The sequence below is a fragment of the Candidatus Nitrosopumilus sp. bin_32a genome (assembly GCF_054095935.1).
In genome coordinates this window covers 49,553-74,243 of record NZ_JBSWSN010000005.1, presented here as the reverse complement: position 1 = coordinate 74,243, position 24,691 = coordinate 49,553, and the positions used below count along the sequence as shown (strand labels likewise).

The following is a 24,691-nucleotide window of genomic DNA, read 5'->3' as shown; positions in this document are numbered from 1 at the left end:
TTTCATGGATTTAATTTTAGATATTTTCAATTATACATTAACTGCAATTCTAATCGGAATTTGTGGGGCATGGATTTTTCTTCTCAAATCAATGATGGACTCATTTAGATTAACACCGTATTTAGATAAATTTGAAAACACATCAAAAACAAACCCCAAAGTCTCAATAATTTTACCAGCTAGAAATGAAGAAGAGTTCATCGGAAAATGTTTAGATTCGCTAATCAAACAAGACTATGAGAATTATGAAATCATTGTAATTGATGATTCATCAGAAGACAAAACGGAAAAAATAATTTTAGAATATGCAAAAAAACATCCCAAAGTAATTCCAGTTTCTGCAAGACCAAGACCAGAGGGATGGATGGGAAAGAACTGGGCATGTATGGAAGGATATGCCAAAGCGACAGGAGAATTATTACTTTTTACTGATGCAGATACAAGACATGCTAAAAATGTCATATCATTATCTGTATCTCATTTGAATTCATTCAATCTAGATGCATTATCGGCAATACCAAAAATGCTAACATTTGATTTTTGGACAAACATTACTCTTCCAATGATTTCAACATTTTTACACACAAGATTTTCGGCATTAAATGTAAACAACCCAGCAAAAAAGACAGGTTATTTTTTTGGGAGTTTTTTCATTTTAAAAAAATCAACATATCAAGAAATTGGCATGCATGAAGGAGTCAAGCAGGAAATTATTGAAGATGGGGCATTAGGGAAAAAAGTGAAAGAAGCAGGATACAAAATGAAAATGGTGCGTGCAGAGCACTTGGTTGAGGCCGTATGGGCAAGAGACAAGAGTACTTTGTGGAATGCCCTGAAGAGACTAATGATACCACTTTATCTTCAAAGCGGAAAAATTGCAATAGGAATATTTTTTGCAATAGTATTTTTGTTGTTTGTGCCATTTCCAATATTTGCAGTCTCGTATTCATTTCCCATAGAAGCAACATCCGCAAAGATACTTTGTATTACATCTGCAATTGCATCAGTTTTGATTTACATTGGAGCAATTACTGAAGTTAAAGTTGGTTTAAAGCTAAGGTTAGCATATGCAGTATTTGCACCACTAGGAAGCTTGGTAGTAGTCTTAGGATTTTTGAGCGGTCTCCTTCAAGCTAAAAGAACATCTTCAGTTACCTGGAGAGGAAGAAGTTATTCAATGAAAGATCATACCCAAAGTTCAATCAGTGTATAGCAATCCTTTTAGATAGAAAATAAGGAATTAAAAATCTCATGGACAAATCAGGAGTATTTGTAGGTGGGGCAATAGGAGCCGCAATGACATTATTTATTGTGCTCGTATTATTTATCTCACCGCCAGAATCATTGAAAACAGATATCGATGTAAGTGACCAATACACACCAACCACATCTAAAGAAATAACTCCAGTATCCTCAAAGGGTTTATCATTAATTGAAATTTTTGAAAAGTCAGAACCAGGAGTGGTGAGAGTTAACGTACAAAGAGGAGAATCAGAAGATATTACAGGAGGGATAGGTTCAGGTTTTGTTTTTGACAAAAAAGGTCACATAATTACAAATGCCCATGTTGTAAAAAATGCAAACAAAGTAGTTGTCACATTTCTTGACGGTAGATCATATAATGCAGACATCATTGGAACTGATGAATATACAGACATTGCCATTATCAAAGTCAATGCAGATTTAACTCGGTTACATCCGTTATCCATCGGAGATTCATCGAATCTCAAAGTCGGAGAACAGATAGCTGCAATTGGAAATCCATTTGGATTGTCAGGCTCTATGACTTCAGGAATTGTCAGTCAGTTAGGCAGACTGCTTCCATCAGGATTAGGATATCAGATTCCAGATGTCATTCAAACAGATGCAGCAATCAATCCAGGGAATTCCGGAGGGCCATTATTGAATATGCGAGGAGAAATAGTCGGAATTAATACAGCAATACAATCAGCAACAGGGGAATTTACAGGTGTCGGATTCTCAATCCCATCACAAACAGTTGCAAAAATTGTTCCAACATTAATTGCAGATGGAGAATACAAACATCCTTGGATTGGAATTGCAGGTAGAGATATTGATCCAGACATGGCAAAGGTTTTGGATCTAAAAGATGCAATAGGATTTCTAGTAATTACAGTTGTAGAAGATAGCCCGGCATTTCATGCAGGATTAATTGCTTCTGAAAAAACTATCGATGTTGACGGAATCAGCTATCCAGTAGGAGGAGACATTATTTTATCAGTAGATGGAAAAGAGGTTAGAAAAATTGACGACATATTGGTCCATTTGCAAAGAACGAAATCCGTCGGAGATGAGATGGTTTTGGAAATACTAAGAGATGGAAGGACTACGAATGTCACAATCGTGTTAGGTGAAAGGCCAAATGGAAATTAATTCAATACAAGCATAAATACTTCTTTTCAAGAATCCTTCTGTTGAACAATCTTGTCTTTGATTCAGAGAGTTTAAACAATATTTTAGAGAACAAACAAGTTTCTCGTCAAGAGATTATTGAAATATATCAAAAGGCAGTGGAAGACCCTAATGATCTATTCCAAGTCTCACAAAATTTAAGAATCAAATTCAAAAAGGATTCAGTAACTTTTTCTAAAAAAGCATTTTTCAACATTGTAAATCTCTGTAAAGATACTTGTTCCTATTGTACCTACAAGTCTGAACCAGGAGAGGCAAAACTTTCCTTAATGTCAAAACAACAGATATCAGAATTATTAACACTTGCAAAGAAATACAGATGTGTAGAAGCACTTTTTGTTACAGGTGAGCAGCCAGAACAAAGATATCAAGAAGCTCGAGACTGGTTAAAAGAAAACGGTTTCAAATCTACTGCAGAATATCTGATTCATTCTTCAGAAATTGCATTGGAAATGGGATTGTTCCCACATACAAATGCCGGAAACCTAAACTATGAAGAAATGAAAGAGTTGAAGAAAACCAACGTGTCAATGGGAATAATGCTAGAAAATGTCAGTGAGCGATTAACTGAAAAGGGCATGCCTCATCATTTAGCGGCAAGTAAAAGACCAAAAACAAGATTAGAGGTTTTAGAAAATTCTGGAAAATTAGGCATTCCAATGACTACAGGTATTCTAGTAGGTATTGGAGAAACAATTGAAGAGATTATTGATTCATTGTTTGCAATAAAACAACTAAACGATAAACATGGAAATATTCAAGAAGTGATTTTGCAAAACTTTCAACCAAAACCAGATACTAAAATGAAATATGAGCCATCAGCTGATGAAAAATATTTCAAACTAGTTGTAGCGCTATCAAGAATAATCATGCCACAAATGAACATACAGATTCCCCCAAACCTATCTCCAAAATCATATCAGAGTTTCTTGTCAGTCGGGATAAATGATTGGGGCGGAATATCTCCACTCACACCTGATTTTGTAAATCCTGAATTTTCCTGGCCAGAAATTGATAAAGTAGACGAATATTCAAAGAAAGCAGGTTTTGATTTGAAATGCAGATTCCCAGTATATCCAGAATACTTTTCTTTTATTAGCAAAGAGTTAAGAGATAAGATGTCAGTAATTGAAAATGAGGAAGGATTCGTAAAGGAGGAATATTGGAGATGATAACCAACATAGATTCACTTTTCAAAAATGCAGATCCCATAGTAGCAGAAATTCTAAACCGTGCATTGTCTGAAAATGAAATTTCCGCAGATGATGGATTAGAGTTATTCCAGGCCCAAGGAATAGACTTTCATTTAGTAGGTCTTGTTGCAGACGAATTAAGGAAGAGAAGAGTAGGAGATGTAGTATCATATGTAGTAAATAGAAATATCAATTTCACAAATGTCTGTATCAAGCAATGTGGTTTTTGTGCATTTAGCAGGGATTTCAGAGAGGAAGAAGGATATTTCCTTCCAAACGAAGAGATTGTACGAAGGGCAAAAGAGGCATATCAGTTAGGAGCAACAGAAGTATGCATTCAGGCAGGACTGCCACCAGACATGGAGGGAGATCTGTATGAAAAAATTTGCAGAGATATCAAAAAAGAGATTCCAGATATTCATATTCATGGATTTTCCCCTGAAGAGATCCTATACGGAGCAGCGCGTTCAAACGTCTCAATTGGGGAATTTTTGAAAAGAATGAAAGATGCAGGAGTCAATACACTTCCAGGCACGTCGGCTGAAATTCTTGATCAGAAATTAAGAGATAAGATCTCCCCAGGCAGAATTAGTGTGGAAGATTGGGAGACAGTAATCAAAAGTGCCCACAAAATTGGAATCAATACAACCTCAACTATGATGTTCGGGCATTTAGAAACACTTGAAGACAGAGTGAAACACATTGCAAGATTAAGAGACATTCAAAAAGAAACTGGTGGATTTACAGAATTTGTACCTCTAAACTTTATCCATACAGAAGCACCAATGTACAAACATGAGATACATGAAGGTATAAGACAAGGAGGTAGTGGAAATGATGTTTTACTTACACATGCAGTTGCAAGAATAATGTTGAATAATTCAATCAATAATATTCAGATGTCGTGGGTGAAAGAAGGACAAAAAATGTCACAACTATTACTCATGTGGGGAGCAAATGATTTTGGTGGAACTCTAATCAATGAAAGCATCTCAACATCGGCAGGTTCAGAATATGGTCAATTATTAAAACCAAAAGAAATTAGAAGGATGGTAAAAGAAATTGGAAGAATTCCGGCGGAAAGGAATACCCACTATGAGATTCTAAAAAGATTTGATGGAGAAGAGAAAGCAGAGGACAAACTAGACAATGTTACAGATACGCAATTTGGGTCATATGTGGAATTGATTAAAATAAATAAATTCAATTACAAAAATCCTAGGAATAAATAATTTGTCAGCCTTAGAAAAGGCATTAAGTTATTCAAAAAAAATAGGAATCGATGAATGCGACATCATCACAGTGAAGAAGAAAATCATAACCGTAAGAATTACAGATTCAGAAATTGCCGAAATTAAACAAAATTTTGATGAGAGTTTTGGAATTAGATTAATTCAGAATAAAAAAATCTCATCCATGCAGACAACAAATGAAGACGAAATAGAGCAAACAATGGACAATGCTTTAAAAATATCATCAAATCTTAAATCAAGAGAATTTTGGGCAGGACTACCATACAAAACAGAACGTAAAAAATTGAATGGAATATTTGATGAAAAAATAGATCAGATTTCAGGCTCAAAATGCATGGATATCGCACAAGACATGATCAATTCTGCAAATAACGATAAAGTCCAGACGATTACAGGATCACTCAACATCGTATCAGAGAATTTTGAATTGCTAAATTCTAACGGGCTTAATTTTAAAGAAAAGGCCACATACATTTCAGGAATCATCAATGCAGAATCAGAGCAAGGAGAAACACCAGTATCGGGGATAGGGCACGCAAGTGGAAGAACACTGTCAAATTTTTCTTCAGAACAGATAGGCCATGATGCAAAAACAATGTGTATAGAATCAATAAATCCACAAAAAATTAATTCAGATGCATACTCTATAATTTTTGAACCGTATTCAGTGGGGGAATTATTAGCATTTGTAGTGGCATCTAATTTTAATTTTAAAACATTTTCAGAAAAGAAAAGCTGTTTTTCAGACAATTTTGGAGAAAGGATAGCAGTTGAACAATTTGATTTAGTAGATGACCCACACAGTCCTGAAGGCATTGGAACAAAATCAATTGATGATGAAGGAATTAAAACTGAAAAAAGAAATCTGATAGAGAAAGGAATTTTTAAAAATACTTTTTCAAATCTTTTTGATAGTTACAAGGGGAAAAACCAATCAACAGGAAATGCATCACGTCCAGGTTCTCCAATGGGGAGAAGTTCCGAACCAATTCCAATTTCAGCCCCACATAATTTGAAAGTGATGCCAGGAGACTTTACACAAGAAGAGATGATAAAAGAAACCAAGCACGGATTACTTGTTGGAAGATTGTGGTACACATATGCAGTAAATCCAATCAGAGGAGATTTTTCATGCACCGCTAGAAGTGGAATTAGAATTATTGAAAATGGTGAAATTACCAGTCCAGGAAAATCAGTGAGAATAATCCACAATCTGCCAAACATGCTAAAAAATATTTCAGCAATTGGGAACAATCAAAGAAACGTCATTCAATGGGCATCTCTTCCATCAATTACGCCCTCATTAAGGGCGGAAAATATTTCAGTCAATGCCATTTAATCCCAAATATAGGCACAAATTACTTGAAAAACGTGACTATCAGATAGACAGCATAGCCTATAGCCAAACAAACACCCATGGCCCTGCCAATCATTCCAGTTTTTAATGCAATAAGCAAAGACAAACCAAAGATGATCATAATTGCATAGTCAACATAAACATCAGTGCCAACCATCACGCCACCAAGGGCGGCACCAACTCCCATTATCATTAAAATATTGTAAATATTACTTCCAATGATATTCCCAACACCAATATCAGTATGGCCTTTCCTAATTGCAATTATAGATGTAATTAATTCTGGTAGTGAAGTTCCAATAGCAATAACAGTTAGTCCAATTATCTGTTCAGATAATCCAAATTCTTTAGCTAAAATTACTGCATTGTCAACTGTAAGTATAGCACCGACATATAACAAGACAACACCAATTCCAATTAATCCAGCAGATTTTAGATAAATATTATTTGCACCTAATTCAATTTCATCTTTATTTTCTGTTCGCTGTTTCATTGCATCTTTGTATGTATAATATCCAAACACCCCCAAACCAGCCAACAATAGAACTCCATCATATTGAGAAAGTTCACCATCAAAGGATAATAAAACCAATAAAACAGAAACGCCCAACATAATTGGAATTTCTTTTCGCAGTACAGATTTGTGTACTGCAAGTGGAACTAAAATTGCAGCTATACCAATCACCATACCAACATTTGCAATATTACTTCCAACGATATTTCCAAGAATTATTGCACTGTGTTCTCCAGCCGCTGCAACACTTGCTGCAAGTTCAGGAGTTGAAGTACCATATGCAACAATAGTCATTCCAATTACAAGATTGCTAATACGGAATTTTCTTGCAATTGCAACACCACCACTTACCAGCCAGTTACCACCAAAACATAGCAGGGCTAAACCAACAATAGTCAGCATAGCATTTATTGCAATTTCCACAAATTGAATTTGATAGGCAGTAGTTTAAATCAGATGATATACTATAATTTCACAAATCAAGCAATTCAAGCTAATTCCAAAATAGCCGATCTAGGCACGATTAGGTGTAAAAAAACCAGCTAGAAAGATCAACAAAAATCATGTCAAACACTAATAAGGTAATGTACCGTACTATACGGTATCATGCGAGCAAGACTGACATACGTACCACTAGAAGTGGCAGATCAATTCAAGGATTTTATCATACATAGAGATGAGCAAGTTCTAGATGCAGTAAAAGCAAGAACACGAGATTACAGCACGTTATCTCTATTGAAGTTGTTATACCAATTAAGAGGAAATCCAATGACATTCTCTAATTTGTATTCAAAATCAAAAATCAGGATGAAAAAATCATTTCTAAATTATTTGCACTTGTGTGTAGATTATGAATTCATCAGCAAAGAAGCAGTGGGAGCAAATGTGATCTATACAATCACAGACAAAGGACGAATTATGTTGAATCTCTTTATGCAAAAGAACAATTACATAGTTTAATCCTGTTTTTTTTTATTTTCATATACTATCAATGCATTGACAAAAGTAATTAGTCAGATAAATTGATGAAGGCAGTGCAAAAAGAATTTCCAGAAGCTGAAGTTTTTGAACTAAAAAAAGTAGAATTAAAAAGTCCAATAATATTTGCAGGGTTTGTAGGGGCAGGTCTTGTAGGTCCTGTCGCAATTAATCACATCATCACAGAATTAAAGATGGATGAAATTGCAGTGATGAGATCAAAATATCTCCCACCATCAACAGTATTCATGAGAGGCAGATTACGTCATCCATTCCGATTTTATGCAAATAAGGAAGGAACAGTTTGTGCAATAATTTGCGAGATAACATTGAGAATGGAGGGACTATACACGCTTGTGTCTTCAATTTTAGATTGGGCAGCACAAAAAGGCTCTAAAGAAATTGTAATTTTAGACGGAGTTGCAAGCACAGAGCACGATGATAAAGCATACTGTGCAGCAGAAGAAGATCTAGTAAGAACCATGGCAGAAAAAAACATCAACATGATTCCTCAAGGGTTCATCACAGGCATTCCAGGAGGCATACTAAATGAGTGCCTAGTTAGAGATATTCAGGGATTGGCCCTATTGGCAAGAGCAAATAAAGAAGCACCAGATTCTGCAGCTGCTGCAACTCTAATTGAAGCACTAAATCGATTTTATCATATGAAAATAGATACATCAGAACTTCAAAAACAAAAAGATAGAATTCATTCAGAATTCAGCGAATTGTCTCAGAAATATGCAAAACATAGGGAAGAGATATCCGGCATGTACATGTGATCGAAACAATAGGCAAATTCTTTTATTCACAGCAAAAGCGCAACAAACTATGGCTCTGACCTACAAAAAAGCAGGAGTGGATATTTCTAAAATTAAACAAAGCCAAAAAGCAATCGGGAAATTAATTTCATCCACTCATAAACTACAGAAAAAAGCAAAGATGACACATGGGTTTGGCCATTATGCAGGAATTGTAGAGATTCCAGGCGGAAAATTGTTAGCAACACATACGGATGGTGTTGGAACTAAAGTAGTAATTGCAAATATGATGAAAAAATACAACACCATCGGAATTGATTGTGTTGCAATGAATGTTAATGACATAATTTGTATCGGTGCAACGCCAATTTCATTTGTAGACTATATCGCAGCTAACAAAAACGATGTAACAATATTCAAAAAAATTGTAGAAGGGTTAGTAACAGGTGCTAAAAAATCAGCAATGCCAATTGTAGGAGGAGAGACAGCAATCATGCCAGATGTCATCGAAGGAAATGGATTTGCATTTGATTTGGCAGGAATGGTAGTAGGATTACTGGAAAAAAAAGAGATGGTGCTAGGAAATAAAATCAAAGCAGGAGACGTGATTATCGGAGTAAACAGCTCAGGCATTCATTCAAACGGGTACTCCCTTGCAAGAAAAGCCATATTAACAAAATACTCGGTAAAAGACAAAGTCAAAGGAGTGGGAATGATTGGAGACGCATTACTGAAACCAACTGAAATCTACACAAAACCAGTTCTTGAAATTAATCAAAAATGCAAAATTAATGGATTTGCGCACATAACGGGAGGTTCATTTACCAAACTATTACGTCTCAAGAATATTGGTTATGAGATAGATTCACTGCCAAAAATTCCACCAATTATGGGATTAGTGGAAGAACAAGGAGTGAAACCAGAAGAAATGTACAAGACATTCAACATGGGAGTTGGATTCTGTGTGATTGCACCAAAAGATCAGGCAATAAGAATAAAATCAATATTCAAAAAGTATAAAATTTCAAGTCAGGAAATCGGGCAGATTATTTCCAAAAAAGGTGTTTTTGTAAATTCTACAAAGATTGCTTAGTTTAACAGCAAAATAATTTTTAAACTAATATTACCTTATATGGCAGATTTTCAAACATCCATCAGGAAAAGATGGCAGAGGCACAATTTATTGAAACAATAATTGGGGTTGGAATTTTACTTTTTGCAGCTAAACTAATGGCAGAGGTATTCCTCAGATTAAAACTTCCAATCGTTTTGGGAGAATTGCTAGCTGGAATGATCGTAGGACCATTTGCGTTAGGAGGGTTCTTTGTAGTTGACGGAAAACAATTGCTGCAGATTAATGATGAAATTAAAATTCTTGGAGAAATGGGAGCAATTGTAATTTTGTTCATGGCAGGATTAGAAATGACACCAAAGGAATTCCTCAAAGGCGGAAAGGCGTCATTTACAGTAGGAGCACTTGGAGTAGTAATTCCATTCTTTGCAGGTCTTGCAGTTTTTCAAATGTTTGGATTCGACGCATTACAATCAATGTTGATTGCCACAGCACTTACTGCAACAAGTATCGCAATTTCAATTCAAGTGCTAAGTGAATTTGGCAAGATTAAAACTCCAGAAGCCAGACTCATAATAGGAGCAGCAGTAGTAGACGATATTTTAGCAATTGCAGTATTATCAGTTGTATCATCAATTGCAGGTTCAGATGGAGGAGTAGACAATATCGACATTACAGAAATTACAATTACAATTTTACAAGTATTAGGGTTCTTTGCAATAATGCTAGTTGTGGCAGTAGTAATAATCCCAAAAATAATCACACCGAGATTATGGAAGGCAAAGGGAAGTGTAGAGGGAATTGCAACTGCGTCGTTCTTTGGTGCGGCAGCCCTTGCAGGTTCCATAGGATTGTCCCCCATAGTAGGTGCGTTTGCAGTAGGAATGGCATTGTCAACTACCAAAGTATTTGAAAAAATAGAAAACTATGTTGGAAAGATAGGTTTGATTTTTGCACCATTGTTCTTTGCAATTATCGGTGCACAAGTAGACCTAAGAGCAGTCAACATGGAGATTTTAATTTTAAGTGGAGTGGTGATTGTTGTTGCAATTGTAACAAAATTATTTGGATGTGGATTACCTGCAATGCTGTTTTTGAAAAGCAAACAGCAAGGAATGCGAGTTGGAATTGGAATGATTTCAAGAGGAGAAGTAGGATTAATTGTTGCAGGAGTAGGGGTAACTGCTGGAATTCTTACATCAGAAGTGTACTCTACGATTGTAATCATGGTAGCAGTAACTACTATCATCACACCAATATGGCTAAAGATGGAATATAGAAAAGAACAAAGAAAAAGCGACAACACACATACCAAAAATACAGAAACAAAATCAGAATAACACACTAACAAGTCTTAAATCATATAGAAAATTATTCATGGCAACTCATGTCAGAAACAAACAATGATTCATTCAAGGCAGAAATTAAAAAAAATCAATCAGAGTTAAATGAATTAAAAGCCATCAAAAAAGAAATTGTAAAAAAATCAACAACAAGAAAACCAGCCAAAAAGAGTGTAGTGAAGAAAAAGGAGGTAAAGAGAAAACCAGCCAAAAAGAGTGTCAAAAGAAAATCAACCACGCGTAAATAGATATCAAATATGCCAAATTATTTAACGAATTTATGTCCAAATCTGAATGAGTAGTTATGAATAAGCTTGACCCCGTCATATCCAAAGCATGTGATGAGATCACTCAGAATCTTTTAACAATTCAAGAACCAAGTAAAAAACAAGTAAAAGAAGAAATCATAAAAATTTGTACCAAATATGCACTAAGTAGAATTCCAAAAAATTATGAAATACTATCAATGGTAAAAGAAGCAGATTTTGACAAATTAAAAAAAGTGCTGATAAGAAAGCCAGCTAAAACAGCATCAGGGGTATCAGTAGTAGCATTAATGCCAAAACCATATGCGTGTCCTCATGGTAGATGTACGTATTGTCCGGGAGGAATTGAATTTAATTCCCCTAACAGCTACACAGGAAAAGAACCATCATCACTGAATGCAATTGAAAATAAATTTGATCCTAAATTACAAATTTCCTCAAAAATTGAAAAATTAATTGCTTTTGGACACGACCCATCTAAAATGGAGGTAGTAATTGTCGGCGGAACTTTTCTATTCATGCCAAAAGACTATCAAAAAGATTTTATTAAATCATGTTATGACGCATTAAACGGTACAGATTCAAAAGATTTGGAAGAGGCAAAATCAAACAACGAGCATGCAGCAATAAGAAATGTAGGATTTACAATTGAAACAAAACCAGATTATTGTAAGAAAGAACATGTGGATTTAATGTTAAGTTATGGAATTACAAGAGTAGAGATCGGAGTTCAATCATTGCAAGAACGAGTTTATGAAATAGTTAACAGAGGTCACAACTATAATGATGTGATTGAATCATTTCAGATTTCAAAGGATGCAGGATACAAACTAGTTGCACATATGATGCCAGGATTACCTACAATGAGACCAGAAGAAGACATTGCAGATTTTAAAAAATTATTTTCAGACCCACAATTACGTCCAGATATGTTGAAAATTTATCCATCGTTAGTTATTGAAAATACTCCACTGTATGAAGAATACAAGCAGGGAAAATATACACCGTATTCAGATGAAGATATGATCAAGGTGTTAACTGAGGCAAAAAGAAATGTTCCAAAATGGGTGCGAATTATGAGAGTTCAAAGAGAAATTACACCAGGAGAGATCATAGCAGGGCCAAAATCAGGCAATTTAAGACAAATTGTACACCAAAATCTTGCAAAACAGGGACTTTCTTGCAAATGTATCAGATGTAGAGAAGCAGGGCTGACTAACAAAAAAACAGATGGTGGAGAGGTGAAATTAAACAGAATCAATTATGATTCATCGAACGGGAAAGAGGTATTCTTGTCATATGAGGACAAGAATGAATCAATTTATGGATTTTTACGATTAAGAAAACCAAGTGCCGATGCACATAGAGATGAAATCAATCAAGACACATGCATAGTAAGAGAAATTCACGTGTATGGTAAATCTTTGAAACTAGGAGAAAAAGAAGAGGATGAAATTCAACATACAGGATTGGGAAAGAATTTGATGAAAGAGGCTGAAAAAATATCCAAAGAAGAGTTTGATGCTAAAAAACTTTTAGTAATTAGTGCAGTCGGTACAAGAGAATATTATCAAAAATTAGGGTATTCGTTATATGGGCCATACATGTCCAAGACATTGAATTAGAGAAAAGAAATGACAGAACTAGAAACTATCGGAAAAGGAACTTGGATTGATAAATTAGCTTCAGAATTACTTGAACGAGAAAAATCATTGGGAAGGAATACAGATCTGCTCAGAGTTGAGAGTGGGTTAGGAGCATCTGGAATTCCACACATTGGGAGTTTAGGGGATGCAGTAAGAGCATATGGTGTTAAACTCGCATTAGAAAACTTAGGACATAAATCAGAATTGATTGCATATTCAGATGATCTTGATGGATTGAGAAAAATTCCAGAAGGGATGCAAGAGTTTGGATTAGAAGAACACATTGCAAAACCAGTATCATTAATTCCAGATCCTTACGGATGTCATGACTCTTACGGAATGCATATGAGCAGTATCCTATTAGAAGGATTAGACAAAGTAGGAGTAAAATATGAATTTAGAAGAGCAGTTGACACTTACAAACAAGGATTGCTAAAAGAACAAATCCATACAATCTTACAAAACAGTGCAAAAATTGGAGATAAAATTTCTGAACTTGTAGGACAGGAAAAATATCAAAAATACCTGCCATATTTTCCAGTTTGTGCAAATTGTAATCGCCTCTACACAGCAGAAGCAACTGAATACATTGCAGATGAGAAGAAAGTGAAATACACTTGCCATGATACAGAAATTGGTTCAAAAAAAGTCAAAGGATGCGGTCACATAGGGGAGGCAGATATTGGCAAAGATCTTGGGAAATTAGCCTGGAAAGTAGAATTTGCAGCAAGATGGAAAGCATTTGATATTAGATTTGAGGCATATGGCAAAGACATCATGGACTCAGTAAAAGTAAATGACTGGGTTGCAGATGAAATTTTAGAATTTCCACACCCGCACCATGTAAAGTATGAAATGTTTCTAGACAAGGGAGGAAAAAAGATTTCAAAATCACTAGGAAATGTGATCACTGCACAAAAATGGCTAGAGTTTGGCACTCCAAAATCAATCTTACTATTACTTTACAAAAGAATTACTGGTGCAAGAGAATTAGGGTTTGATGACATTCCAGGATTGATGAGTGAATACAATGAATTAGAAGATATCTACTTTGGACGAATTAAAGTGGACAATCAAGCAAAATTAACAAAATCTAAAGGGTTGTATGAATATGTAAATCTCCTAAACCCTCCAAAACAATCAAGCACACATGTTAACTATAGATTGTTGGTTGAATTAGCAAAAATATTCAAAGAAAACAGAAGCGAGCGAGTAATGAAAAAATTATTAGATTATGGAGTAATTAAAAATCCAGAACCAGAAATAGAGAAACTCATAGAACTGGCAGGAAACTATTCAAACGAATTTGATGAGCAAGAAAAAACTCAAATTGATTTAGATGATACTGAAAAAAAGGCCTTGAAATTACTTGTAGAAGCATTGGGTGGAGATGAAGAACTAGACGATATTCAAAATACAATATATCAAATTGCAAAATCAAATGATGTTCAACCAAAAGATTTCTTTAAAATATTATATCAGATCATATTAGGAACTTCCAGAGGCCCTAAAATTGGACCATTCATTTCAGACATTGGGCGAAAGCAAGTTGCAAAAACACTTTCAGAGTATGTTTAATCATGGTTCACGGAGAACACAACAAATCAAAAAACAGTGGAGGATTTGCATTAATCATCCTAGGAGCATTGTTACTCATCATAGGACCACAAGAAGCAATTGTTCCAAAAAGTATGAGTGTAATTGCATGGGCAGGAGGACTAATTATTGGAGGAATTGGGTTTTATCTGAAATTCTTCAGATGGAAAATCAAACAAAAATAAGAAAGGTTCATCTTTTGGATAAATTAGACTAAGAGATATGGGATTTTTTGGTAAAAAGAAAGCAGAAGACATACCAGATAACAGCGCAGAGGTAACCCTAAAAACAGAACTTGAAGCAGAAGTTGAAAAATTACAAACGGAATTCAGAGAAAAACAAACAGAGATAGATGAAATCAATCAAAGAATTAACACCGTCAAAGAAGAATACAGTTCAACAGTGGGCAGCTTGATGCTAGTGAAAAAAGAACTTAATCAGAAAAAGATGGAACTGGACATAATTCAGCGAGAATACAGAGAAACAAGAGAAAAAGCCAAAAAAGCAGAATTAATTAAAGATTCAAAATCAGTAGAGGAATTTAACAAGACAAAAGGAGATCATTCAAAAATAAAAGAAGAATTAGATGAATTTACAAAAAAACATGATGAAATTAAAGAACAAATTGAGCAAGAACAATCAGTACTACATAATATTAAAAAACAACAAGTGGAAGTTGAAAAAGAATTAGAGGAGGCAAACTCTAGATTATACAATGCAAAATCAGAATTAGATAAAAAAGATACTTTTGAAGATACAAGTATTCTCACCCATTCTGAAAAAGAATTTATCGGAATAAATAACGAGAATCAAAAAAGTTCAGCAGGAATTATAGAGGCGGCAAGTGCAGTTGTAGGTTCACTAAAATCAAAATTAAATACAACACTAAAGGAATTGGAAACAGTTCAATCATTATTAGAAAAAGAAAGAGAAGAACATGAGAATACAAAAAAAGATTTAGAAAAAATAAAACAAACTACGCAATCACTTGATAAATCATAGAATAGCAAAATGCTTTTGCCATTTGGATTTTATTTCTTCTTCAGAAATTCCAAGATCATACAAAGGAGAAATCACCTCAGCGATATGAGACACATCAACTAGCACGATTGAATTTATCGGACTTTTAATTCCATTTTGCCTATAATGATTCAATATTTCTTGATACAAAGATCCTTCTTCAAGAATTCTTGCCTTACCTTGGAACAGATATCCTTTACGAAGAAGAGGGTCAATTACATTAATTTCCACATTAGGATTGATATTCAGATTCTTCATAGTGTCAGGTGAACGAATATCTGCAAAAGATAGTACCCTAGGAGACCATCCAATTATAGTTCCTTTTGGAGAAATGTTGGGTTTTCCATCTGATGAAACAGTTGCAACATATCCTAATTTTTGTAAATTTAGAAAATTCTTAATTTCCTCAGTTATCACAAATAATATTTTAAAATTGAATGTATTTAGTTTTCACACTATCGCATGAATTCAGCCATCTCTATTGAGAAGAAGAAGAATGCAATACCACCACCAATAATTGCAATCCAGGCTGCAATCTGTTTAATTTTAGACATTTGAGAAGAATTTTTCAGACTCATTATTGAATCTAATTGATAAATTTTAGACAATTATAACTAGACAGATTAACTGAATACAACGTGGCAAGCATCAAAGATATTGGAAAATTCTTTTTATTCATATTTACAGGATTAATCGCAATAATTGTAGGTTCTTTCATGGTTAGAGGCACAATGCACATGTGGGACAATCCAGAGGACAATAAAAAAGACGAAAAGAAAAAGGACTAAAATGTAAGCTCCCAATAAAATATTGAATTGCTGCAAGATTCAACAATTAGAAAATCACTAGATCAATACATTCAAAGAAGAATTCAAGAAATACCCTCTGAAATCAAACAAACATTTCCTGCAATCAAACAAATTTGGAAGTGTAAAGATGAAGCAGATTTTCTCTACGGATACTATGTGGGGAAAATTGAAGAAGGTGCACTACATTATTTGCTCAAAGCAACTAGAGCGTCAGTTGGAGGATATGTAGATACTTTTGAAATAAGGGGAATAATTGAAACCAACAAGAAATACTTGCAAGAGACAATAGAATCAGCAATCAATCAGTGAAGTAGAAATAGAGCCTCAATTTAGTAAATGTATGGTAGGACCACAAGATGGAGGATTTGGATTTGATCAGTCTAAAAAATACACAAGTGTTGAAAACCTTGAAGAGATTTGTGTGCAATGTCAAGCAGGTCAGCATAAAAAATGCCTAAAGAAATCAAAAGAACAGGAAGTTTGTGAATGCGAACACTGTATGATTTACGGTTAAAGTAGTTTTGCAGAATTTTTTATTTATTAAAATTAAAGAGAAGATAATTTATTTTCAAGTTCACGGATTTCTTTTTGATATGAATCAGAAATACTTTGTGCAAATTCTTCATGTGATGTGACAATAGCAATTAATGCTTCTTTGTATTCTGAATGTCCTTTCTTAATTACATCACAGGATTCAAGTTCAGTAATATGTCCAGTTACAGTTGCAATTGCCCCTTTTTGATTGAATTTTACAATTCCTCCAAATGCCTCAATTAGCATGAATGCAGATTCTGCCTTGCACTTGTAGGTAACTCTACCAGTTTCAGTATTGAAGAGTTGAGTGATACCACCCGGTTTTCTAGTTACAGTAACTGTCATGAAATGTTTGAAAATGACGGGGTATTAATTATTTTAGAAAATCTATACTGCAGGATCAGGTGGGGCATTGGCTTCAGTAGCGAGGAATTTGTCAATCTCATTTATTCCTAGTTTGTCTCTACCAAGAAGATCAAACTTTTGTAAAATTGTTTCAAACTTTGTTTCTTCTTGTACTTGTTCATTTACAAACCATTCTAGGAAAACATATGTTGAATGATCTTTTTCTTTTTGTGCAATCTCCACCATGTTATGAATTGCTCTAGTTACTGCTTGTTCATTTTTCAAGGCAGTTGTAATTAGCACTTCAAGAGATTTGTAAGAATCAGACGAAGCTTTTGTTGCAGGAATTGTTGCAATGGTACCAAGTGAATTAAGATAATGTACAATTTTTAGCATATGAGTTCTCTCCTCATCAGACTGGGCGTAAAAGTAATTTGCAGCTCCCTGATATCCTGTTACTTCACACCAGGATGCCATTGCCAAGTAACTATTTGATGCAGAGGCTTCAAGTGCGACTTGATCGTTTAGGGCTTTTTTCATTTTAGGGGAAAGTTTCATGAGGATAATACCATGTCAATTGTTTACATTAAAAAACTTGCTAAAATTCTAGATTATGGAGTTTTAAGAGAAACTCCTACGCATGAAAAATTGGCCCTATCACGGATTTCACTATCAGGTAGACCAGAATATGAATAGACGAATGTGGTATCGTGAAGATATGTTCCATAACCAGTTATCTCACATTTCTGAAAATCCCAAGTTTGAATTACAGCACCAGTTCCATCAAGAACGTCAACAGCCAAATCAAATTCATTTAGCAAATCACCCCTATCCATCCAATCAGATACAAAATCATAGAAAGGGGCCTTGTCAACACTAGGGACTGATTCTAAATAGAATTGTGGATTAGTTTCACGAAAGTCATAAATTCTTCCACGCGGATCATTTGGATCAGCAAAGTCCACATTGGCAAATGCAAACTTTTCAAAAAAGTGAACAGGCAATGGTTGAATGATATTAGAAATCATTACTCTAAATGATTGTGCACGTTCTTCATCAGAGTACTTAGTTTGTGCAGCAGTAACATCAGTAATTGGAATTGGTACGTTAATCATTCCATTATTAATCAAATACTCTAATGATTGAAGATACTCTGTTTCGTTGATTAAACCTTCAGACCACCACTTTGCATTGTTTTTAATCCATTCAGGAATATTCGGATCAGTTGCAGACACAGTTAATGACAGGCCAGCTACAAAAACAATAGAAACTGCAAGTAAGGACATGATTAAAGATTTCATAAAAAGAATTAGTGCATTATGAATTTAAATGATTTTCAATTAAGAGGGTTAAATTTTAGAACAATGAAGACAGTTGCAAACCCACTTAAGAAAATAATACCTGCAAAACTAACAATTTTCAATAAAATAGAGGGTTGATGCTCTTTCTCAAGATGTTTTCCTGTAACTAATCTAAAATTAAAAATTGCAATTATAGGTGCGATGATAAATGACAAGACAGTTGCAAAATCCACCAAATCTTTCAAATTATCTTGAAATTGTGAAATAATTACAAATGAACCAACAGATAGAATAATTAAAAAAAGAACGTAAAATGTTCTAAATTTTGTGCGTACTTTATCCTCTTTAGTAAAAATTAACTCTACTGTTCTTTGCAATGATCTAGAATATCCATCAAAAACTGCAAGAATGGTTCCAAACATTACAGTGAACGCAGATGCTGCAATTATGATATAACTCCAATCCCCAATTGTTTCAGTGTATAGGGTTACAACTTTGTGTGCAAAAAGAGAATTGTTGTTAGGAAGTTCCTCTCCAGAACCATAAAAGATGAATGTCCCCAATGCAACAAACATTATTGCAAGCACACCAGTTACAAAATAAGCCAAACGAAATTCAAAAAGGGTCTCTCGGAGTGTTGGTTTGTAGTTTGTTTGTTTCATTCTCTCCAAAGTCCATAAGCTATTCCAGCTGGAAAGATCCACAGCTGTTGGCATCCATCCCATCAATGCAAGTAAGAAAAAAATTCCAGAAATTTCCCATAGTTCTTTAGGTTGAAACCCCTGTACGGGTTCAACAGGCCCATTATACATTGCAAACAAAAATGCAGAGGTAGTAGAAACTAGTAAGACAATTGCAATTATCTTAATCATACTATCTAACACATTGTATTTACCAACAGCCAAAATTAAAACACAGATTACAAATAATATCACCACGGTCCATTCTCCAAGAAAATCAACACCGAAAAGATTTTCAAAAAATCCAGCAGTTACAAATCCAACTGCTCCTGTTACAAAAAACATCGATGAAATCGTAAGTAAAAAGTACAACCACAGTGCAGGTTTGCCAAGTTTCTTGTAGCCATCTATGATACTAGTTTGAGTAGAATTTGCATATCGAGAGCCATACTCAAAGAAGGGATATTTCAACAAGGTGACCAAAATAACAAAGCCCAAAATCATCAAACCAAAATCAGCTCCTGCCCTAGTAGACTGTACTAGGTGAGAAACACCAATCGCAGTGCATGCAAACAAGACTCCAGGACCAGCAGTCTTTAAAAATCGTGAAAATTTCGAGATCACATGTATCACACACAATTAAAAATTGTAGAATATAATCTAAAATTAATACAAAATATCAATTCAAGATTAAGTTTAATAGTAATTTCATTTTAGTAGTCAGTATGCTATTTGGTGTCTTTGCAGTACACAGTCCAGAATCATGTCCAATAAACAATGAGAGTAGTAAAAAAATATTCATGAAACTAAGAGAAAATATGGACCGTGAAATGAAGAAATATCAAATCAATAAAATTGTAGAATTTTACATGTCAGTCTTAGAACATGAGTGGATAATAGTAATTGATGCAGTCCATGCACATGACATTGAAAAATTATGCATAGATGTAGGAATTTCATCTTTGAGTACAGTCAAAATAGTTCCAATGAACCTATACAGTGATACACTCAAAAAATTTGAAGCAAATCAATGATAATTTGTTCATTTTTGATATAGATAGCATTCGGAAGTGTGATCATTTACCATCCCTATTGCCTGCATCAAAGCATAGCAAATTGTAGGCCCTACAAAATTAAAACCTCGTTTTTTGAGATCTTTGCTTAATTTTTCAGAAATCTCACTAGTTGAAGGTAATTCAGAGTGTCTTGTGAATTTATTTTTAATGGGTTTATGATTTACAAATGCCCACAAATATTTATCAAAAGAACCAAATTCATTTTGAATTCTTAAGAAGAGTTTTGCATTATTTATGGCAGAATTAACTTTGAGTCTATTGCGAATTATAGATTCGTCTATGAGTAGTTTTTCCACACGTTTTTGAGTGTATTTTGAGACTTTTTTAGCATCAAAGTTAGAAAATGCCTTCCTGTAGCCTTCTCTTCGGTTAAGAATTGTAGTCCATGACAAGCCAGCCTGTGCCCCTTCCAATATCAGAAATTCAAATAATTTTTGATCATCATGTTGAGGGGTTCCCCATTCATCATCATGATAGGTAGTATTAGGTTCATCTTTTGCCCACTCACATCGCTTTTTCATAGTTTAATTTATGAAATGATTCAAAATAACAGTTACAAAAGACACAGCATGAAATTAAATCCTCAATTATTGCAAATCAATAGAAACTTTCTCATTTGTTTTGTAATCTCAGCATCGCTATCTGCAGTGGCTGCACAGATACTCGGAGATCAAGAAAATTATCTCAACACAACAATTACAATAATTATCGGATACATTATTTATTTTGGAATTTTTTCTGCATTGTTTTACTGGGACAATAAAGACAGATACAAGGCCATGAAGTCAAATTTAATCAAAAAAGAATTACTTGCTTTGATTTCATCATTTGGAGTAGGTGAAATCATCTATCTAGGAATAAGATGGCCCACATTGTATTATTTTCTTGAATGTGGGATCGAGCCATATTTGGCATCACTGATTTCAGAAATAATTGCAACTGCATGTTACATGGCATCAGTTACAGTTTTTCTCAGAAAGACAAAAACTTTCTAGTTATTTAGTTAATTGAGTAACTAGATCAGTAGAAGTAACTATTCCAACTATCTTGCCATTTTCAGTAACTGCAAGCTTTCTAATTTTTTTACTAGTCATTCTTTCAGCAGCAGATGAAATTGACTCATTGTGATTAATTGTAATCAAAGGAGAAGACATTATTTTTTCTACAGGAGTATCAAGAGGTAGATTGTTTGCTGCAATTTTTGTTGCAAAATCCCTATCTGTAACAATACCTACAGGATTAGAATCATCCTGAACCATTATCGCTCCAATTCCACCTTGTTCCATCATTTTTGCTACCTGAAATGCAGTGGTAGAAAGATTCACAGTAATCAAGGCTCGAGTCATTATGTCTTGAATCAGAATAGAAGAATAATTGAAATCTTCACGACTCATTACTTTTTCAAGGAATCATAATATTTAAGATCTTCATATACGAGTAACTTTTTGTTTAAAATCATCTTAGATTCGATTCTAAAAAGGAGAGAGTGAGATCCCAGGCATATTTAGATTCATCAGGAGCATACCTCTCCCCAGAAGGATTAGCAAAAGCATGATCAACGCCATCATAGATGTAAATTTGATTCTCCACCCCCACTTCATTTAATGCAGATTCAAACTCATTGACAGTGGCAACTGGAATTCCTTTATCCAATCCAGCAAATATTCCAAGAACAGGCCAATCAATAGAAGAGAGATCTTCAGTATCAGTTACCAGCGAACCATAGTAAATTACAGTGGCATCCATTTCATCATTGTCAAGTGCAAGATTCAATGATTGACCGCCACCAAAACACCATCCAATTGAACCTATAGTGTTTGTAGAATAATTATCACTCAGTAAGGAAACTGCAGAATTCATATTTTGGATTCCAGATTCAGAATTAAATGATGTAATTAGTTGTCTGGCTTGATCAGATGTAGTTGCAACTTTTCCATCATAAAGATCAACTGCAAGTACTACATATCCATGAGATGCAAGTTTATCTGCCATCTCCTTGATGTTGGCATTTAGTCCCCACCATTCATGAATCATGACAACGCCAGGGTAATTTCCATCATCAACAGGTCTTGCCAAGTATCCCGAAGTATTATCAAAATAGACAACCATTTCAGATGTGGTCAAATAAGTTCCCAATGAAAAAATTTCAGTGTTATTTTTATCAACATAATCAGGCAGAATATGAATTGCCCAGCCTCTTGTAATTAATTTCTCAATACTTGCAGGATTAACACATGCAGGCAATCCATTTGATTGTTTTAGAATCAGTGCTTTTCCTTCAGTACATGTTACGTTTGAAGGATCAATACCTTGTGAGATTTGAATTAAAGGCGGAGGGAAATATACAATGGATGAAAAAATAGAATTTTCAGAAGTAGAGTTTATTTCTGAACATAACTTGTCCCCACAAACTTTGTCGGACATTACTGCCCATCCCGATTTTCCTTCAGCTTGAGTTGCATCAGCAGGAAAAATATTTACAAAAATCAAGAATGCAAAGATAATCGAAAACATAGAAAGACCCAAAAAAGAATTCAACAACATTTAGGAAAAATTCTTAAAATTTAAGGTATTTCATTTGGAGAGAAATTTATCTTCGCTAGCAGCGTGATCTTTAGTCACATGTTCCATAAAATCAGGTTGAGACTCAGTTTTGTAATCACATAAACTGCATTTGTATGTTTTAGTAATGATGGATTTGGCTTTCGATGCAGCGCGTGCAACAAAGATAGTCAAAATGACTGCAATTACGGTTACTACAATAGCATATGCAAGCATCGCTCCCAGTTGATCAGTGGTTCCAAAGATTTCTTTGAATAAAGTTTTGATGGCATCGTTCCAAGCTAACGCAGCAACTAAACCAAATGCGGCTGCAACAAGTGCAGCAATTTTATCTAAAATTTCAAATTTTAATGATGCAGGTTTCTCTTCTTCAGCCATTATTTTCAAAAATTATACAATATAACACATATTAAAACATAGGGTAAAAATTAAAAAATTAAATTTTAGAAAGGATCTTTTTCTTTTTTTCTTCAAATTCTTTCTTGGTGATGATTCCTGCTTTTTGCAAGTCTCCAAGTTTTTTCAATAAATCAAGATCTTTGTTGGATGAAGGTTTTAGGTTCTTCCCAGATTTTAATCCAAATTTTATCGTAGAAGATGTTTTCTTTTTTAATTTAGAACCTAAAATACTTCCCTTTGAAGCGATTTGTCCACTAATTTCATATCCTCTCTTCTTTGCATGTTTGATGATCTCTTCAGATTTTTCTCTAGTAACATCATCAACTAGCTTATGTTTTTTAGCCATTGAACTCAATTCGAGAGTTTTCTTTTTTGCAAGACGAGATTGTAATTTGAGATCTTTAATGATTTCGTTTTTTGTTTTTCGTTTGAATCGTCGAGTGTATTCTTCAATGACTAAAACTGGAAATGGACTGTATTCCACATCAAGATAATATTTGATTATAGTATCGTCAGGTAATTTTTCAAGGTACTCTTTAATCGATTTTTCTGATTTTAATTCCATAATACTAATTCATTGTTTACTCATAAAAAGATTCAAGTTGGTTTTCAAATTATCAGTCTTGGTTTTCATAATATAGTTTGATCACTTGATCAACTACCAAATTGGTGTCACACTCTTTTTCAGCACTTACAAGAAGTAAATAATCATCTCCAAGATAAAAGGAAAATCGTTTAATCGTTTCATATTCGGCTAAAGTATATTTTGTTTTCCCTAACATTTTAGCCATATCTTTTCTAGATTTCCAATCAAATGTTGCAAGATTGACAAGTTCTTTTGATGCACGCTCAGAAAGTAAGCTCTCAACACCTTCTCTCATGCCACCTCCTACTTTGACAGACCATTCATCAAATACCGTGGCAAATCTAATCTTAGGATCTACATCTAAAATTTGGGAGCAGAATTTTTCATAATCCAATAATATATCATGTATCATGAATTATTAGAGTTTTATAGAAAAGGTTCATTAAACATGAGAGATACCCATCCAAATCATGCCAAATAATGAATTTCCAATTGAAGATTTTAAAAATAGAATAGAGAATATTTTGTTAGAACCAGAGATAAGATTTTGTGGTTTAATTGATAGTTCTGGAGAATTAATTGTAGGCGATATGAAAAAAGGAATAGTTCCTTTTGAGAATGATGCCAGGAGAAAACAAATGTTTCAAGAATTAGCTCATCGTGTAGCTAATAGAGAAGGTTTTGATGCTAATTTGGGTAGAGTGAAGTACTCTTCTTCAAGAAGAGAAAAAGTTGTGATGATGAGTTTTCCGATCGGACGATACATCATACTAGTAATTGCTGAACCTCATGTTAACATAGATAGACTAGGTTGGAAAATAATCGACAAACTAGGAAAACAATGGTCTGAATTTCAAGGATTTTAAAAATAATTTTAAAGATTAACGGACCCGATCGGATTCGAACCGACGACCTATTGCTCCGCAAGCAATCGCACTATCCAAGCTATGCAACGAGTCCAAAAAGT

At 34.3% G+C, this 24,691-nt stretch carries 33 protein-coding genes and 1 tRNA gene; 20 read left to right on the top strand and 14 right to left on the bottom strand.

What is annotated here, in order from left to right; translation table 11 throughout:
- Positions 1–4: 4 nt before the first annotated feature.
- The 5 genes from ACW9XH_RS05185 to ACW9XH_RS05165 are packed head-to-tail and all read left to right on the top strand — an operon-like array spanning position 5 to position 6,218.
- Positions 5–1,213: a glycosyltransferase gene (locus ACW9XH_RS05185; RefSeq protein ID WP_457759582.1), complete on the top strand. Its 1,209-nt coding sequence runs from the start codon at positions 5–7 to the stop codon at positions 1,211–1,213.
- A 38-nt stretch (positions 1,214–1,251) separates the two neighbouring features.
- Entirely contained in the window at positions 1,252–2,394 is a 1,143-nt protein-coding gene (locus ACW9XH_RS05180; RefSeq protein WP_457759581.1) for a S1C family serine protease, read from the top strand.
- Positions 2,395–2,435: 41 nt separating this feature from the next.
- Entirely contained in the window at positions 2,436–3,605 is a 1,170-nt protein-coding gene (cofG, locus tag ACW9XH_RS05175) for a 7,8-didemethyl-8-hydroxy-5-deazariboflavin synthase subunit CofG (protein ID WP_457759580.1), read from the top strand.
- Complete coding sequence (gene cofH, locus ACW9XH_RS05170) at positions 3,602–4,858, top strand: 5-amino-6-(D-ribitylamino)uracil--L-tyrosine 4-hydroxyphenyl transferase CofH (protein WP_457759579.1); 1,257 nt, start codon at positions 3,602–3,604, stop codon at positions 4,856–4,858. The genes cofG and cofH overlap by 4 nt, the downstream gene beginning before the upstream one ends.
- Position 4,859: 1 nt before the next feature.
- The gene (locus tag ACW9XH_RS05165; protein WP_457759578.1) at positions 4,860–6,218 is read left to right on the top strand and encodes a TldD/PmbA family protein; all 1,359 of its coding nucleotides are present in this window, start codon (positions 4,860–4,862) and stop codon (positions 6,216–6,218) included.
- Positions 6,219–6,237: 19 nt separating this feature from the next.
- On the opposite strand, the gene ACW9XH_RS05160 is transcribed toward ACW9XH_RS05165, so the two are convergent.
- Positions 6,238–7,173: a calcium/sodium antiporter gene (locus ACW9XH_RS05160; RefSeq protein WP_457759577.1), complete on the bottom strand. Its 936-nt coding sequence runs from the start codon at positions 7,171–7,173 to the stop codon at positions 6,238–6,240.
- A gap of 180 nt (positions 7,174–7,353) precedes the next feature.
- Between ACW9XH_RS05160 and ACW9XH_RS05155 the strand changes: the two genes are divergently transcribed.
- From ACW9XH_RS05155 to ACW9XH_RS05115, 9 genes are all read left to right on the top strand, one after another.
- Positions 7,354–7,710, top strand: coding sequence for a hypothetical protein (locus ACW9XH_RS05155; protein ID WP_457760014.1), 357 nt, complete (start codon positions 7,354–7,356; stop codon positions 7,708–7,710).
- A 74-nt stretch (positions 7,711–7,784) separates the two neighbouring features.
- Positions 7,785–8,510, top strand: coding sequence for a proteasome assembly chaperone family protein (locus tag ACW9XH_RS05150; protein WP_457760013.1), 726 nt, complete (start codon positions 7,785–7,787; stop codon positions 8,508–8,510).
- 49 nt (positions 8,511–8,559) lie between these two features.
- Entirely contained in the window at positions 8,560–9,582 is a 1,023-nt protein-coding gene (purM, locus tag ACW9XH_RS05145; RefSeq protein ID WP_457759576.1) for a phosphoribosylformylglycinamidine cyclo-ligase, read from the top strand.
- A gap of 71 nt (positions 9,583–9,653) precedes the next feature.
- On the top strand, positions 9,654–10,901 hold the full coding sequence (locus ACW9XH_RS05140; RefSeq protein ID WP_457759575.1) for a cation:proton antiporter: 1,248 nt from the start codon (positions 9,654–9,656) through the stop codon (positions 10,899–10,901).
- 47 nt (positions 10,902–10,948) lie between these two features.
- Complete coding sequence (locus tag ACW9XH_RS05135) at positions 10,949–11,152, top strand: hypothetical protein (RefSeq protein WP_457759574.1); 204 nt, start codon at positions 10,949–10,951, stop codon at positions 11,150–11,152.
- 56 nt (positions 11,153–11,208) lie between these two features.
- A complete protein-coding gene (locus ACW9XH_RS05130) occupies positions 11,209–12,795 on the top strand; it encodes an elongator complex protein 3 (protein ID WP_457759573.1) in 1,587 nt (528 codons plus the stop codon).
- Positions 12,796–12,804: 9 nt separating this feature from the next.
- Positions 12,805–14,394 carry a lysine--tRNA ligase gene (lysS, locus tag ACW9XH_RS05125; protein WP_457759572.1) on the top strand — a complete coding sequence of 530 codons (1,590 nt, stop codon included), beginning with the start codon at positions 12,805–12,807 and terminating at the stop codon, positions 14,392–14,394.
- Between the two features lie 2 nt (positions 14,395–14,396).
- Complete coding sequence (locus ACW9XH_RS05120; protein ID WP_457759571.1) at positions 14,397–14,597, top strand: hypothetical protein; 201 nt, start codon at positions 14,397–14,399, stop codon at positions 14,595–14,597.
- Positions 14,598–14,634: 37 nt separating this feature from the next.
- Positions 14,635–15,414 (top strand): DNA repair protein, encoded by a 780-nt coding sequence (locus tag ACW9XH_RS05115; protein ID WP_457759570.1) that lies wholly within the window; start codon positions 14,635–14,637, stop codon positions 15,412–15,414.
- Here the strand turns inward: ACW9XH_RS05115 and ACW9XH_RS05110 are convergent.
- Positions 15,409–15,849 carry a pyridoxamine 5'-phosphate oxidase family protein gene (locus ACW9XH_RS05110; protein ID WP_457759569.1) on the bottom strand — a complete coding sequence of 147 codons (441 nt, stop codon included), beginning with the start codon at positions 15,847–15,849 and terminating at the stop codon, positions 15,409–15,411. The genes ACW9XH_RS05115 and ACW9XH_RS05110 overlap by 6 nt on opposite strands.
- A gap of 38 nt (positions 15,850–15,887) precedes the next feature.
- A complete protein-coding gene (locus ACW9XH_RS05105; protein ID WP_457759568.1) occupies positions 15,888–16,040 on the bottom strand; it encodes a hypothetical protein in 153 nt (50 codons plus the stop codon).
- A gap of 30 nt (positions 16,041–16,070) precedes the next feature.
- Here ACW9XH_RS05105 and ACW9XH_RS05100 point away from each other — a divergent pair, with 30 nt between their 5' ends.
- Genes ACW9XH_RS05100 through ACW9XH_RS05090 form a run of 3 tightly spaced genes read left to right on the top strand, consistent with a single transcriptional unit; the run spans position 16,071 to position 16,755 of the window.
- A complete protein-coding gene (locus ACW9XH_RS05100) occupies positions 16,071–16,220 on the top strand; it encodes a hypothetical protein (RefSeq protein ID WP_457759567.1) in 150 nt (49 codons plus the stop codon).
- Positions 16,221–16,247: 27 nt separating this feature from the next.
- Positions 16,248–16,550, top strand: coding sequence for a hypothetical protein (locus ACW9XH_RS05095; protein ID WP_457759566.1), 303 nt, complete (start codon positions 16,248–16,250; stop codon positions 16,548–16,550).
- 31 nt (positions 16,551–16,581) lie between these two features.
- Positions 16,582–16,755 carry a hypothetical protein gene (locus ACW9XH_RS05090; RefSeq protein WP_457759565.1) on the top strand — a complete coding sequence of 58 codons (174 nt, stop codon included), beginning with the start codon at positions 16,582–16,584 and terminating at the stop codon, positions 16,753–16,755.
- Between the two features lie 32 nt (positions 16,756–16,787).
- Here the strand turns inward: ACW9XH_RS05090 and ACW9XH_RS05085 are convergent, their stop codons facing one another.
- The 4 genes from ACW9XH_RS05085 to ACW9XH_RS05070 are packed head-to-tail and all read right to left on the bottom strand — an operon-like array spanning position 16,788 to position 19,725.
- Positions 16,788–17,120, bottom strand: coding sequence for a hypothetical protein (locus ACW9XH_RS05085; protein WP_457759564.1), 333 nt, complete (start codon positions 17,118–17,120; stop codon positions 16,788–16,790).
- Positions 17,121–17,162: 42 nt separating this feature from the next.
- Complete coding sequence (locus tag ACW9XH_RS05080; RefSeq protein ID WP_457759563.1) at positions 17,163–17,678, bottom strand: ferritin; 516 nt, start codon at positions 17,676–17,678, stop codon at positions 17,163–17,165.
- Positions 17,679–17,731: 53 nt separating this feature from the next.
- Positions 17,732–18,421 carry a hypothetical protein gene (locus tag ACW9XH_RS05075; RefSeq protein WP_457759562.1) on the bottom strand — a complete coding sequence of 230 codons (690 nt, stop codon included), beginning with the start codon at positions 18,419–18,421 and terminating at the stop codon, positions 17,732–17,734.
- Between the two features lie 35 nt (positions 18,422–18,456).
- Positions 18,457–19,725: an NRAMP family divalent metal transporter gene (locus tag ACW9XH_RS05070; protein ID WP_457759561.1), complete on the bottom strand. Its 1,269-nt coding sequence runs from the start codon at positions 19,723–19,725 to the stop codon at positions 18,457–18,459.
- Between the two features lie 101 nt (positions 19,726–19,826).
- Here ACW9XH_RS05070 and ACW9XH_RS05065 point away from each other — a divergent pair, with 101 nt between their 5' ends.
- The gene (locus ACW9XH_RS05065; protein WP_457759560.1) at positions 19,827–20,135 is read left to right on the top strand and encodes a hypothetical protein; all 309 of its coding nucleotides are present in this window, start codon (positions 19,827–19,829) and stop codon (positions 20,133–20,135) included.
- An 8-nt stretch (positions 20,136–20,143) separates the two neighbouring features.
- On the opposite strand, the gene ACW9XH_RS05060 is transcribed toward ACW9XH_RS05065, so the two are convergent.
- Positions 20,144–20,698, bottom strand: coding sequence for a DNA-3-methyladenine glycosylase I (locus tag ACW9XH_RS05060; RefSeq protein ID WP_457759559.1), 555 nt, complete (start codon positions 20,696–20,698; stop codon positions 20,144–20,146).
- A gap of 48 nt (positions 20,699–20,746) precedes the next feature.
- Here ACW9XH_RS05060 and ACW9XH_RS05055 point away from each other — a divergent pair, with 48 nt between their 5' ends.
- Positions 20,747–21,172 (top strand): hypothetical protein, encoded by a 426-nt coding sequence (locus ACW9XH_RS05055; protein WP_457759558.1) that lies wholly within the window; start codon positions 20,747–20,749, stop codon positions 21,170–21,172.
- Here the strand turns inward: ACW9XH_RS05055 and ACW9XH_RS05050 are convergent, their stop codons facing one another.
- The 5 genes from ACW9XH_RS05050 to ACW9XH_RS05030 form a co-directional block, all read right to left on the bottom strand.
- Entirely contained in the window at positions 21,173–21,571 is a 399-nt protein-coding gene (locus tag ACW9XH_RS05050; protein ID WP_457759557.1) for a CBS domain-containing protein, read from the bottom strand.
- Between the two features lie 61 nt (positions 21,572–21,632).
- The gene (locus ACW9XH_RS05045; protein WP_457759556.1) at positions 21,633–22,715 is read right to left on the bottom strand and encodes a dienelactone hydrolase family protein; all 1,083 of its coding nucleotides are present in this window, start codon (positions 22,713–22,715) and stop codon (positions 21,633–21,635) included.
- 36 nt (positions 22,716–22,751) lie between these two features.
- Positions 22,752–23,117 carry a DUF5654 family protein gene (locus ACW9XH_RS05040; protein WP_457759555.1) on the bottom strand — a complete coding sequence of 122 codons (366 nt, stop codon included), beginning with the start codon at positions 23,115–23,117 and terminating at the stop codon, positions 22,752–22,754.
- Between the two features lie 58 nt (positions 23,118–23,175).
- Positions 23,176–23,703, bottom strand: a complete 528-nt coding sequence (locus tag ACW9XH_RS05035) for a hypothetical protein (protein ID WP_457759554.1) — start codon at positions 23,701–23,703, stop codon at positions 23,176–23,178.
- Between the two features lie 52 nt (positions 23,704–23,755).
- Positions 23,756–24,118 carry a DUF6659 family protein gene (locus ACW9XH_RS05030; RefSeq protein ID WP_457759553.1) on the bottom strand — a complete coding sequence of 121 codons (363 nt, stop codon included), beginning with the start codon at positions 24,116–24,118 and terminating at the stop codon, positions 23,756–23,758.
- A gap of 76 nt (positions 24,119–24,194) precedes the next feature.
- Between ACW9XH_RS05030 and ACW9XH_RS05025 the strand changes: the two genes are divergently transcribed.
- The gene (locus ACW9XH_RS05025; protein ID WP_457759552.1) at positions 24,195–24,590 is read left to right on the top strand and encodes a DUF6659 family protein; all 396 of its coding nucleotides are present in this window, start codon (positions 24,195–24,197) and stop codon (positions 24,588–24,590) included.
- Positions 24,591–24,609: 19 nt separating this feature from the next.
- Here ACW9XH_RS05025 and ACW9XH_RS05020 read toward each other — a convergent pair.
- Positions 24,610–24,684, bottom strand: a tRNA-Arg gene (locus ACW9XH_RS05020).
- Positions 24,685–24,691 lie beyond the last annotated feature (7 nt).